The organism is Myxococcus sp. MISCRS1 (assembly GCF_026626605.1).
Lineage (GTDB): Bacteria > Myxococcota > Myxococcia > Myxococcales > Myxococcaceae > Myxococcus > Myxococcus fulvus.
In genome coordinates, this window is record NZ_JAPNKB010000001.1 from 9,995,579 (window position 1) to 10,007,164 (window position 11,586).

Below are 11,586 nucleotides of genomic sequence, written 5' to 3' on the forward strand. Positions count from 1 at the left end.
CGCCCCTCGGCCCCCATGAGGGAGCGGTGGGAAAGTTGGCGACGCGGGGGCCCGCGCCAACTGCCCCCAGGGACGGTGGAAGGGGATTGCCCACCGGCGCGAGCGCGCGCCCCAGTGGCCGTCCGGAACAGGTCAGCCGGCCCGCCCCCGCGTCGAGGGGCGCTTCCGCCAGCCGACGCTCCCTCGGGACGTCAGTGCGCCGCGGGCGGCGAGGGCGACGTCAAGGCATCCGCGCGTTGCAGGTCGCGCAACAGCTCCGTCTTGCGCGCGTCGCGCTGGGCCGCGGAGGTGAAGGCGATGCCCTCCATGGACTCGCGCGCCGCGAGCGCCACGCGGGCCAGGCCATCCCGGGAGATGAGGCCCACCGCGAACGCGTCCACCGCCGCGCCCACGTAGGTGTCGAAGAAGTGGATGCGCTTGTCGAGCCACGCCCGCCGCGTCGTCTCCGGGGTGTCCACCACGTCGTGGATGAAGACGGCGTGCACCGCCTCCGGCGCGTGCTGGAGCATCCGGTCGCCGAACTCCACGTCGCCCTGGCCGCTGTCGCCCACGAAGACGAAGCTGTACTCGGGGAAGCAGCGCAGGTAGCGCAGGAAGTTGTCGAACTTCTTCGTGGCGATGCGCGAGTTGCCCAGGAGGTGCGTGAGGCTGCCGGACAGCACCACGTGCGGTGGAACGCCGTGCTTGCGCAGGCTGTCGAACGTCAGGTTCTCCACCGCGCCCAGCGGGTCCATGGGGCGCGCGGTGACGAAGGTGAGGTCGCCCTCGCGTCCGGGGATGATGCCCGGCCCCCGGTCCAGCTCCGCGTAGAAGGCGAGCACGCCCGGGTACACCGTCTTGGGCGGGTACCGGCTGTCCTTGAGGTTGGCGTAGAAGGTGTCGTCGATGTCGCTGAGCACCTTGCTCTCGCCGCTGGGCGCCAGGCGGGCCTCGTGCTGGATGTGGCCGAGGATCTCCTCGCGCAGCGCCACGTTGTCCACGTCGTCGAAGATCAGCTTCTCCAGGTCCTGGTGGTTGTTGCCGGCGTCGAGCAGGTTCTTGAACGCCGTCAGCTCGCGGCCCCGCACGCCGAGGAACAAATCCTTGATGCACTGCTCGGCGGTGTAGGGCGTGCCGCCCCTCTGGATGGCCGTCACCAGGCTGGCGCGCACGGGCAGCGCCAGCTCCTGCGCCCGCTCCCGGCACAGCAGCTTCATGAGGACGGTGTGGTGGTCCGGGCCGAAGACCCGGTCGTCCAGATCGCCCAGGAGCGACTCCAGGTCGACGTTGGCCAACAGGTAGTTCAGCTCGGCGGGCGTCGCGTCACCGAGCAGGTCCAGGATGCGGCGCTCCTCGCTGGCGTCGGTATGACCGGCCATGAGCGTGCGCAGGGTCTCCAGCTTCTTCGTCGCGGCGCGTGGATCCATGTGGCTCCCCCCGTCCGGCGCGAGGCCGGCCTTGAACCTGGGGAGCCTACGCGGGGGTGGGGTGGGCGTGGTAGAGCAGGCGCATGTCGACTGTCGCGCCGCTGGAACTGGGTCCGGACGAAGTCCACGTGTGGATTGTCGAGCCCGAGCGCATCCTGGAGCGGCACCTCCTGGACGCGTACTGGGGCCTGTTGGACTCGGCCGAGCGCGAGAAGCAGCAGCGCTTCCGCTTCGAGCGCCACCAGAAGCAGTACCTGGTGAGTCACGCGCTGGTGCGCCTGACGCTGTCGCGCTACGCGCCGGTGCCGCCCACGGCGTGGAGCTTCTCGACCAACGCCTACGGGCGGCCGGAGATTCGCGGCGAGCACGGCGCCCGGCTGCGCTTCAACCTGTCCCACACCGACGGCATGGCGCTGGTGGCGGTGGGGCTGGACGCGGAGCTGGGCGCGGACGTGGAGGACGCGGAGCGCAAGGGCGAGACGGTGGAGATCGCCGACAGCTTCTTCGCCGCGCCCGAGGTCGCCGCGCTCAAGGCCCTGCCCGAGGGCGAGCAGCGCGGCCGCTTCTTCGAGTACTGGACGCTCAAGGAGTCCTACATCAAGGCCCGGGGCGCGGGCCTGTCCCTGCCGCTGGACCAGTTCGCCTTCCACCTGGAGGCGGGCAAGGAGCCGCGCATCTCGTTCGATGCGCGGATGAAGGACACGCCCCAGACCTGGCGCTTCATGCAGCTGCGGCCCTCGGCGCGTCACCAGGCCGCGGTGGCGATGCGCCGGCCGTGGGACCAGCCGTTCCGTGTGCGCTGGCAGTTCACCGTCCCGCTGGCGTCGGATGCGCCGCCCCGGTTCGAGGCGGCGCGGGGCCTCACGCCGGGGTCGACATCCACCGGGTGAGGTCCTCGCCCAGCGCGGCGAGCAGCGCGGCCTGCTGCGCGCGCAGGAAGAAGTGCCCGCCGTCGAAGTGACGGATGCGGAAGTCCGGGCTGCGCGTCTCCTCGCGCCACGTCTCCAGCCGGGCGAGCGACACGTGCTTGTCCGTGGTGCCGCCCATGACCGAGATGGGCACGTCGAGCTTCACGGGGGAGACGCCGTTCTCCCACCACGCGAGCGCGAAGTCCGCGCGCAGCGTGGGCACCAGCAGCTCCAGGAGCTCGCGGTGCTGGAGGATCTCCTCCGGCGTGCCGTCGTAGCGGCGCAGCTCCTCGATGAACTGCTCCTGCGGCAGGTGGTGGATGGGCTTGCGGTCCGACTCGCGCGGGGCGCCGGACGCGGCCAGCACCAGCCCGCGGGGCATGGGGCCGTTGCGCGCCTGCAGCCGCCGGGTGAGCTCCAGGGAGATGCGCGAGCCCATGCTGTAGCCGAAGAAGGCGAAGGGCTTGTCGAGCAGCGGCGCCAGCACCGGCAGCAGCGTGTCCACCAGCGCGGGCAGGCTGTCGAAGGGCTTCTCCATCAACCGCCGCTCGCGGCCGGGCAGCTGCACCGCGCACAGCTCCACGCCCGGTGGCAGGCCACCCTGCCAGCCGCTGTAGATGGAGGCGCTGCCGCCCGCGAAGGGCAGGGCGAACAGCCTCAGCCGAGCGTCCGGCAGGGGCTTGCGGGAAGGAAACCAGCGTTCGGGAGCGTTCGGATTCGAGGTGGGCGCACTGGGCATGACGGTACGGTTCTGTCGCACAGCCGAGGAAAACGGGTCAAGCCCTGGCCACTTCGAGCCCGCTGAAGACTTCCACCCCGTGTACATACCTGCCTTGTTACGCGCGTATTTCGTGAATGAGTGGACTGGCGGGACTCCGCGCGAGGCGTGCTAGCGTTTTCCCTCGTGAGCTACGAGCTTTCGCACCTGGACGCCCTCGAGGCGGAGTCGGTGTTCATCATCCGGGAGGTGGTCGCCGAGCTGGACAGCCCGGTGCTGCTGTTCTCCGGCGGCAAGGACTCCGCGGTGATGCTGCACCTGGCGGTGAAGGCCTTCGCGCCCGCGCCGCTGCCATTCCCCCTCATGCACGTGGACACCGGGCACAACTTCCCGGAGGTGCTCGCGTACCGGGACGCGCGCGTGGCCGAGCTGGGCGCGAGGCTGCTGGTGGCGTCCGTGCAGGAGGCCATCGACGCCGGGCGGGTGGCGGAGGAGAAGGGGCCCCGCGCCTCGCGCAACCGGGCGCAGACGGTGCCGCTCCTGGAGGCCATCGAGAAGCACCGCTTCAACGCCGTGTTCGGCGGCGCGCGCCGGGACGAGGAGAAGGCGCGCGCGAAGGAGCGGGTGTTCTCCTTCCGCGACGAGTTCGGCCAGTGGGACCCCAAGCACCAGCGCCCGGAGCTGTGGAGCCTGTACAACGGCCGCCACCGCCGGGGTGAGCACCTGCGCGTCTTCCCGCTGTCCAACTGGACGGAGCTGGACGTGTGGCAGTACATCGCCCGCGAAGGTGTGGCGCTGCCCTCCATCTACTTCAGCCACCGGCGCGAGGTGTTCCGTCGGGATGGCATGTTGATGGCGTGGTCCCCGTACCTGCCGCTGCTCCCGGGCGAGGAGGTGACGACGGCGGCGGTGCGCTTCCGCACGGTGGGCGACATGACGTGCACCGCGTGCGTGGAGTCGGAGGCGGTGAAGGTGGAGGACGTCATCTCGGAGATTGCCGCCTCGCGCGTCACGGAGCGGGGCGCGAGCCGCGCGGACGACAAGTTCAGCGAGACGGCGATGGAAGACCGCAAGCGTGAGGGGTACTTCTAGTGGAACTGCTACGCTTCGCGACCGCGGGCTCCGTCGACGACGGCAAGAGCACCCTCATCGGCAGGCTGCTCCACGACACGCGCTCGATTCTCGAGGACCAGCTGGCCGCGGTGGAGCGCACCAGCCGCGCGCGCGGGGACGAGTACGTCAACCTGGCGCTGCTGTTGGACGGGCTCAAGGCCGAGCGCGAGCAGGGCATCACCATCGACGTGGCGTACCGCTACTTCGCCACGGCCAGCCGCAAGTTCATCATCGCGGACACGCCCGGGCACCTGCAGTACACGCGCAACATGGTGACGGGGGCGTCCACGGCGGACCTGGCGCTCATCCTGGTGGACGCGCGCAAGGGCGTGCTGGAGCAGACGCGGCGCCACGCGTTCCTCGCGTCGCTCTTGCGCGTGCCGCACCTGGTGCTGTGCGTGAACAAGATGGACCTGGTGGGCTTCGACGCGGCCGTCTTCGAGGCCATCCGCGAGGAGTTCCGCCAGTTCTCCATGAAGCTGGACGTGACGGACCTGACGTTCATCCCCATCTCCGCGCTGGGCGGGGACAACGTGGTGACGCGCTCGGAGAAGATGCCCTGGTACCAGGGGCCGACGCTGTTGCACCACCTGGAGAACGTGCACATCGCGTCGGACCGCAACCTCATCCACGTGCGCTTCCCCGTGCAGACGGTCATCCGGCCCATGTCGTCGAGGTTCCCGGACTACCGCGCGTACGCGGGGCAGGTGCTGGGCGGGGTGCTCAAGCCCGGCGACGAGCTGATGGCGCTGCCCTCCGGGTTCACCACGCGCATCCGCTCGCTGGACCTGGCGGGGCGGGAGGTGGCCCAGGCGTTCCCGCCCATGTCCGTGAATGTGTCGCTGGCGGACGAGCTGGACATCAGCCGGGGCGACCTGCTGTGCCGTCCGGGCAACCCGCCGCACGTGGGGCAGGACCTGGACGCGATGGTGTGCTGGCTGGCGGAGGGCGTGTCGCTGCAGACGGGCTCGCGGCTGGCGCTCAAGCACACCACGCGCTCGGTGCGCGCGCAGGTGAAGCAGCTGCACTACCGGCTGGACATCAACACGCTCAGCCGCGACGAGCAGAGTCCCCGGCTGGCGCTCAACGAGATTGGCCGGGTGACGCTGCGCACCACGGCGCCGTTGTTCTTCGACGCGTACCGCGACAACCGGCACACGGGCAGCTTCATCCTCATCGACGAAGCGACGAACGCGACGGTGGGGGCCGGGATGATCAACGGCCCCGCCGTGTGAGGTGCGCATGAACCGGCGGGGCTTCATCCTCTGGCTGACGGGCATGTCGGGCGCGGGCAAGAGCACGCTGTCGCGGGCGCTGCGCGAGCGGCTCTCCCCCGAGCGCGCCGTGGAGGTGCTGGACGGCGACGAGGTGCGCACGTGGCTGACGCGGGGCCTGGGCTTCTCGCGCGAGGACCGCGAGGAGAACGCGCGGCGCATCGGCCATGTGGCGCGGCTGCTCGCGCGGCACGGCGTGGGCGTCATCGTCGCGGCCATCTCCCCGTACCAGCGCTCTCGCGCGGAGGTGCGCGCGCTGGCGGCGGAGGCCCAGGTGGACTTCGTGGAGGTCTACATCGAGGCGCCCCTGGACGCGCTCATCACCCGCGACGTGAAGGGGCTCTACAAGAAGGCGCTGGCGGGGGAGCTGCCGCACTTCACCGGCGTCTCGGACCCCTACGAGGCCCCGGAGTCGCCGGACGTCACGGTCCGCTCGGCGACGGAGCCGGTGGAGGCGGGGGTGGAGCGCGTGCTGGACGCGCTCCGGGCGCGGGGCCACCTGTCACCCCGCGCCGCGTGAGCGCTCGCTAGAGCACGCGCTCCATGCGCACGTACGGGCGCTCGGCCTGGATGCCCTTGGCGCGGCAGTGCTCCAGGTACTTGTTGGACTCGATGAGCTGGGGCGCCGTCTCGTCGTAGACGAGGATCATCACGTGGCGCAGCCAGGGCTCCTGACCCATGGCGTAGACGTAGACCTCCTTGGGCGTCAGGTAGTTGGAGATCTCCGACGCGCGGGCGCAGTCGGAGCCGTTGAGGCGCCGGGCCTGGTCCATCTTCCGGGGCAGCGGGTTGGTGAGCAGCGGGCCGTACATCCAGCTCATCGGGCCGCCCTCGCACTCCATGCCGAGGAAGAGGATGTCGATGGGCCCGATGATTTCGCGCAGGTGCTGGTACATCCGCGGCTCGAGCGCGTTGGAGTCCGCCGCCATCAGGATGGACTTGCCGCCCAGCCGCACCAGGTGCGCCGTCTTCGCCTGGATGGCCAGGTCACTGTGCTCGCCGATGAAGGGCAGGCCGGTGATGGAGCCGCCGGGGATTTGAATCTCCTGCAGGTCGTCGATCTCCACCACGTTCTTGAAGCCCGTGGCCTGGAGCATCAGCCGCAGCGAGGGGTCCGCCAGCGAGTTGCCGTTGTTGCGCGGGACGATGATGGTGCCCACGCGGTGACGCAGCTGGATGAGCGTCTCCATCATCAGGTGGTCGGCGTGTCCGTGGGTGATGACCACGTAGTCCACGTGCTCGGGCAGGTCCGCGTGGGTGTAGCGCGGCAGGTCCGTGGGGAACTCGTAGCTGATGACGGGGTCGGTGAGGATGCTCACCTCCCGGGTCTCCAGCAGCACGCAGGCATGGCCGAAGTAGCGCACGCGCACGCCCTCGCCGTCATAGCGGGCGGCCTTGCGCGGCACCACGTCGGTGAACAGGTCCGCGAACGCGGCGGCGGCCTTGGACGGCACGCCGAGCATCTCCGCCACCTGGCCCGGGGAGCCCGGCGTGTGGCGCATGCGGAACAGCGCGTCCAGGCCCTCGTGACGGAAGGGCACGTTGAGCCAGATGGGCGTGTCCTCCTCCAGGCGCGGCGTGCTGAAGATGTACGGGCGCCAGTCGCCGTCCACCTGGGACAGCGTCACGCTCTGCGAGGACTCCTGGTAGAAGCGGCTCTTGTAGAGCAGGGGCTCGATGAAGCGGGCGCTGGCGCGGTTGCTCAGGTCGTACGTGAGCTCCACGTAGCCGCGCAGCAGGTCGGGCACCTTGGCGTAGAGCGCCTCGAGCGAGCCGCCGTTGTTGGGCGCGAGCAGCTGCTCCAGCTCGCCCACCGCCTTGGTGTAGGCGAGCATGTGGGCCTGCTCCTTCTGCGTGCGCTCCAGGAGCTCCTTCACGCGAGGGGCCTTGGCCGTGGGGTGGTTGATGAAGGGGCCGCCCATCAACATGGGGTTCTTCAGCGCGGCCACGTGCACGTCCGGGTTCGCGACGAAGGACTGCATCAGCTTCTGGTGCAGGTTCGTGACGAACAGGGGCGCGGTGGCCGGCGAGAGCAGGTACCACCACGCGTACCACTGGTTGTACAGCGGCTCGATCGCCACGTTGGGCTTGAGGTACATCGGTCGGTCCAGCATCGGTTCTCCAGGCGAGCTTCGATTATCGAGGAGGGCTCGGAGACTGGGAAGCCCCAGGTGACGGCTGGCCGCCCGCCGAGCGCGAGTAGGGCTCCGGGCCCACGCGGGGTGTGTCTTCTGGGTGTGGCTTCCTGCTCGCTCGGCTTTCCCGTGCGCTACGATTGCGGCGGAGTTTCAAGAGTGCGCAGGTTTTGCGCGTCATCACGTGGAGACATCGTGAAGGCTCCGTCGAGTGTGGCCGAGTTGCCGGTGGCGTCGTGGGCGCGGGGGCTGGGGCCGTCCGCCATCCAGGACATGTTGCAGAAGATCACGCGGCCGGGGGTGTACTCGCTGGCCCTGGGGTTGCCGGCGGCGGAGCTGTTCCCGACGCAGGGGATGGCGGAGGCGGCGGCGCGGGTGCTGGCGGAGCAGGGGCAGGCGTTGCAGTACTCGGCGACGCTGGAGCCGTTGCGCGAGCAGGTGGTGGCGCTGATGGCGAAGCGGGGCGTGCGGTGCTCGCCGGCGCAGGTGTTCCTGACGACGGGGGCGCAGCAGGGGATGAACCTGCTCGCGCGGCTCTTGTTGGAGCCGGGGCGGAGCGTGTTGTTGGAGGACCGGGTGTATTCGGGGTTCCAGCAGGTGCTCGCGCCCTACGACGTGCGTCGGGTTCCGGTGCGGCGGGATGCACGCACGGGGTTGGACCTGGATGGGATGGAGGCGCTGCTCGCGGCGGGTGAGCGGCCGGCGCTGTTCTACACGATGAGCGACGGGCACAACCCGCTGGGGACGAGCCTCGCGCGGGAGGCTCGGGAGCGGCTGGCGGGGCTGGCGCGCGAGTACCGGATGCCGGTCATCGAGGATGATGCGTATGGGTTCCTGCACTACGAGGAGGGCGGGGCGCTCGCACCGGTGAAGGCGTGGGAGTCGGAGTGGGTGTTCTACGTCGGCTCGTTCTCGAAGATCCTCGCGCCGGCGCTGCGGGTGGGCTGGGTGGTGGTGCCGGAGTGGATGGTGTTCCGGCTGGCGACGGTGAAGGAGGCGAGCGACATCGACACGACGACCTTCCCGCAGCGGATGGTGCTGGCGTTCCTCCAGTCGGGGCGATTGGAGGGACATCTGGAGACGCTGCGGCGGGAGTACCGGCTGCGGCGGGACACGTTGCTGAAGGCGCTGGAGACGCAGTTGCCAGCGGGGGCGACGTGGACGACGCCCACGAGCGGGATGTTCGTCTGGGTGGAGCTGCCCGAGGGGATGGACAGCACGGTGTTGCTGTCGCGCGCGCTGGAGACCCAGCAGGTGGCGTACCTGCCGGGGCAGGCGTTCGCGGTGAGCGGCGGGCGCTCGGCGTCACACGGCCTGCGGTTGAACTTCTCCGCCTGCGCGCCGGAGCGGATCACCGAGGCGGTGCGCAGGTTGGGTGAGGTGCTGCGGGCGGGGTGAGCTCCGTCAAGTGTGTCGCGGCGCCAGGTCGCGGAGCGCTCGCCGGTCGAGCTTGCCGTTCTGGGTCCTTGGCAGCTCCGCCAGCACGCGGAGCTCGTCGATGATCATGTACCGGGGCAGTCGCTCGGCGCAGTGTTTCTTGAGCTGGAGGAGGGTGGGCTTCGTGCCGTCGGCGGCCACGACGAAGGCCACCAGTCGCGCGTCCAGGCCGGACTCGGTGGTGACGACCCCTGCCTCCCGCACTGCTGGATGGGTCAGCAGCGCCGTCTCGATCTCGCCCGGCTCGATGCGCCGCCCTCGCACCTTCAGCATGTTGTCGCGCCGGCCGAGGTACTCGAACCCGCCATCCGGAAGCTGACGGCAGAGGTCCCCCGTCGCGTAGGGCCGCGCCTCCTGTGGCGGCTGACCCCAGTATCCCAGCATCACCGTGGGCCCCTCCACCATCAGCTCTCCGACGCCCGGCTGCGTCGCTTCGTCCGCCAGCCAGACGCGGTTACCACAGCTCGCATGTCCGATGGGCACCGGCTCGGTGCGCTCGGGGGCGATGTCGCCCACTTCGTAGGCGGTGCAGACGTTCGTCTCCGTGGGACCGTACAGGTTGAAGAACCGCGCGGTGGCGAGGCGCTCTCTCAGTGGGCGCAGGTGGCGGATGGGGAAGGGCTCGCCCGCGAACAGCACCGTCCGGAACGGGAGGTCTTCGTGCTCCAGCAGTCCTCCCTCCGACATCATCAGGATGAGCGCGGAGGGCACCGAGTACCAGACGGTGAACCGCTCGCGCAGCACCAGCTCCACCAGCTTCTTCGGCGTGAAGGCCAGCGCCTCCGGGATGAGCGTGACGGAGGCGCCCCCGAGGAACGCCGCATAGAGGTCCAGCACCGAGAGGTCGAAGAAGAACGGCGCGTGGTTGCTGAAGCGGTCCTCCGGCGTGGTGCCCAGCAGCGCATGGCTCCACTCGATGAAGGCCAGGGCGTTGCGCTGGCTGATGCACACGCCCTTGGGTGTGCCCGTGGAGCCGGAGGTGTAGAGGATATAGGCCAGTGCGTGGTCGCCCAGGCCATGTCCCGGCAGTGGCTCCGGAGAGACGCTGCCCAGGCTCGTCCACGCGCGCGCGGGGCCCGTGTCGTCCACCAGCAGGAAGCGCAGGCGCTCCAGTCCTCCGTTGCGCAGCTCGGCCGCGCGCGCGGCGCTGGTCACCACCACGTCGATGCGGCAGTCGTCGAGGATGAGCCGCGTGCGCGCGGCCGGGTTCAGTGGATCCAACGGGACATAGGCGGCGCCCAGCCGCGCGATGCCCTGCATGGCGGCCACTGCTCGCGCCGACTTCTCGGTCCACAGGCCCACCCGGTCGCCGCGCTGGACCCCCAGCTCCTGGAGGACCCGCGCCACCTGGTTGGCGAGCGCGTCGAGCTGTCCGTACGTGAGGATTTCATCGGGACCCCTGACTGCGATGGCCCCGGGGTTCCGCGCCGCGGCGCGCATGACAATCTGGTCGAGCGTCATAGGCCCAGGTGACTGGCGATGATGTCGCGTTGCATCTCCGAGGTGCCGGAGAAGAGGGCGCTGGGAATGGCGTCACGCAGCACGCGCTCGATGCCCACCTCGGCCACGTAGCCCAGGCCTCCGTGGATCTGGATGGCATCCAGGCCGCATTGGATCGCCCCCTCACTGATGGCCAGCTTGGCGAGGGACACCTCCATCGTCGCGTCCTGCCCGCGGTCCATCAGCCAGCAGGCCCGGTACAGGAGCAGTCGCGCCGCATCGAGCCGCTGCTTCATGTCCGCCAGCCGATGGGAGATGGCCTGGTTCTTTCCGATCGCCCGCTTGAACTGCTTGCGCTGTCGGGCGAAGTCCACCGTCTGCTCCAGCACCCGCTCCATCAACCCGACATAGGCGCCGAACAGACACGCCCGCTCCCACTGCATCGAGCGCTTGAACATCGGCGCGCCCTGGCCTTCCTCCCCGAGCCGCGCGGAGGCGGGCACCCGACAGCTCTCCAGATAGAGCGGGGCGATGGGGGAGGTGGACAGGCCCATCTTCTGGAAGGGCCGTCCCACCGAGAGCCCCGGCGTGTCCTTCTCGATGAGGAAGGCGCTCAAGCCCATGTAGCCGTGTGAGGGCGAGGTGACGGCGTACACCAGGAACACGTCGGCGACCGGCCCGTTGGTGACGTAGCTCTTGCTCCCATCGAGCACGTAGTCGTGGCCGTCGCGCACCGCCCGCGTCTTGAGCGCGAAGACGTCCGAGCCCGCCTCCGGCTCCGAGATGGCGTTGGCGCCCACCCACGCTCCCGCGCACAACCGGGGGAGGTAGCGCTGCTTCTGCGCCTCGTCGCCGCACTCCAGCACCGGCAGCACGCACGCGAACAGGTGCGCCCCCACGGAGAAGACCAGCCCCGTGTCCGCGCATCCGCGTCCCAGCGCCTCCATCACCCGCGCCGTCGTCAACGTGTCCAGCCCGAGCCCTCCGTGGTGCTCGGGCACGGGCAGGCCCAGGAAGCCGAACTCACCGCATCGGCGCCAAAGGTCCCTCGGGAATCCCTCATGGCCGCTGGCCTCCGCGCTCAACTCCGACTTCGCGAACGACAGAGCGCTGTCGTACAGCTCCACCTGTTCACTCGAAAAGCTGAAGTCCATG

General features: G+C 69.9%; 10 protein-coding genes. 5 read left to right on the top strand and 5 right to left on the bottom strand.

The window, feature by feature from the left end:
* Positions 1-191: 191 nt before the first annotated feature.
* Positions 192-1,406 (bottom strand): phosphatase domain-containing protein, encoded by a 1,215-nt coding sequence (locus OWM54_RS40140; RefSeq protein WP_267700750.1) that lies wholly within the window; start codon positions 1,404-1,406, stop codon positions 192-194.
* Positions 1,407-1,489: 83 nt separating this feature from the next.
* Between OWM54_RS40140 and OWM54_RS40145 the strand changes: the two genes are divergently transcribed.
* Entirely contained in the window at positions 1,490-2,296 is an 807-nt protein-coding gene (locus OWM54_RS40145) for a 4'-phosphopantetheinyl transferase family protein (RefSeq protein ID WP_223747393.1), read from the top strand.
* Here OWM54_RS40145 and OWM54_RS40150 read toward each other — a convergent pair.
* Complete coding sequence (locus tag OWM54_RS40150; RefSeq protein ID WP_223747394.1) at positions 2,268-3,053, bottom strand: thioesterase II family protein; 786 nt, start codon at positions 3,051-3,053, stop codon at positions 2,268-2,270. The genes OWM54_RS40145 and OWM54_RS40150 overlap by 29 nt on opposite strands.
* Positions 3,054-3,218: 165 nt before the next feature.
* Here OWM54_RS40150 and cysD point away from each other — a divergent pair, with 165 nt between their 5' ends.
* Genes cysD through cysC form a run of 3 tightly spaced genes read left to right on the top strand, consistent with a single transcriptional unit; the run spans position 3,219 to position 5,939 of the window.
* On the top strand, positions 3,219-4,124 hold the full coding sequence (cysD, locus tag OWM54_RS40155) for a sulfate adenylyltransferase subunit CysD (protein ID WP_267700751.1): 906 nt from the start codon (positions 3,219-3,221) through the stop codon (positions 4,122-4,124).
* On the top strand, positions 4,124-5,380 hold the full coding sequence (locus tag OWM54_RS40160) for a sulfate adenylyltransferase subunit 1 (RefSeq protein ID WP_223747395.1): 1,257 nt from the start codon (positions 4,124-4,126) through the stop codon (positions 5,378-5,380). Before cysD ends, OWM54_RS40160 begins: the two co-directional genes overlap by 1 nt.
* Positions 5,381-5,387: 7 nt before the next feature.
* Positions 5,388-5,939 (top strand): adenylyl-sulfate kinase, encoded by a 552-nt coding sequence (cysC, locus tag OWM54_RS40165; RefSeq protein ID WP_046714122.1) that lies wholly within the window; start codon positions 5,388-5,390, stop codon positions 5,937-5,939.
* A 7-nt stretch (positions 5,940-5,946) separates the two neighbouring features.
* On the opposite strand, the gene OWM54_RS40170 is transcribed toward cysC, so the two are convergent.
* Positions 5,947-7,533 carry an MBL fold metallo-hydrolase gene (locus OWM54_RS40170; RefSeq protein ID WP_248543510.1) on the bottom strand — a complete coding sequence of 529 codons (1,587 nt, stop codon included), beginning with the start codon at positions 7,531-7,533 and terminating at the stop codon, positions 5,947-5,949.
* A 216-nt stretch (positions 7,534-7,749) separates the two neighbouring features.
* Between OWM54_RS40170 and OWM54_RS40175 the strand changes: the two genes are divergently transcribed.
* Positions 7,750-8,952, top strand: coding sequence for a PLP-dependent aminotransferase family protein (locus OWM54_RS40175; protein WP_267700752.1), 1,203 nt, complete (start codon positions 7,750-7,752; stop codon positions 8,950-8,952).
* A 6-nt stretch (positions 8,953-8,958) separates the two neighbouring features.
* Here the strand turns inward: OWM54_RS40175 and OWM54_RS40180 are convergent, their stop codons facing one another.
* Entirely contained in the window at positions 8,959-10,452 is a 1,494-nt protein-coding gene (locus OWM54_RS40180) for an amino acid adenylation domain-containing protein (RefSeq protein ID WP_267700753.1), read from the bottom strand.
* Positions 10,449-11,585 (bottom strand): acyl-CoA dehydrogenase family protein, encoded by a 1,137-nt coding sequence (locus OWM54_RS40185; RefSeq protein WP_267700754.1) that lies wholly within the window; start codon positions 11,583-11,585, stop codon positions 10,449-10,451. Before OWM54_RS40185 ends, OWM54_RS40180 begins: the two co-directional genes overlap by 4 nt.
* Position 11,586 lies beyond the last annotated feature (1 nt).

What these genes read in the sequence shown, in the direction of transcription:
- OWM54_RS40180 (WP_267700753.1), bottom strand. Translation starts at nt 10,452, where the DNA reads ATGACGCTCGACCAGATTGTCATGCGCGCCGCGGCGCGGAACCCCGGG.
- cysC (WP_046714122.1), top strand. Translation starts at nt 5,388, where the DNA reads ATGAACCGGCGGGGCTTCATCCTCTGGCTGACGGGCATGTCGGGCGCG.
- OWM54_RS40150 (WP_223747394.1), bottom strand. Translation starts at nt 3,053, where the DNA reads ATGCCCAGTGCGCCCACCTCGAATCCGAACGCTCCCGAACGCTGGTTT.
- OWM54_RS40140 (WP_267700750.1), bottom strand. Translation starts at nt 1,406, where the DNA reads ATGGATCCACGCGCCGCGACGAAGAAGCTGGAGACCCTGCGCACGCTC.
- OWM54_RS40145 (WP_223747393.1), top strand. Translation starts at nt 1,490, where the DNA reads ATGTCGACTGTCGCGCCGCTGGAACTGGGTCCGGACGAAGTCCACGTG.
- OWM54_RS40170 (WP_248543510.1), bottom strand. Translation starts at nt 7,533, where the DNA reads ATGCTGGACCGACCGATGTACCTCAAGCCCAACGTGGCGATCGAGCCG.
- OWM54_RS40185 (WP_267700754.1), bottom strand. Translation starts at nt 11,585, where the DNA reads ATGGACTTCAGCTTTTCGAGTGAACAGGTGGAGCTGTACGACAGCGCT.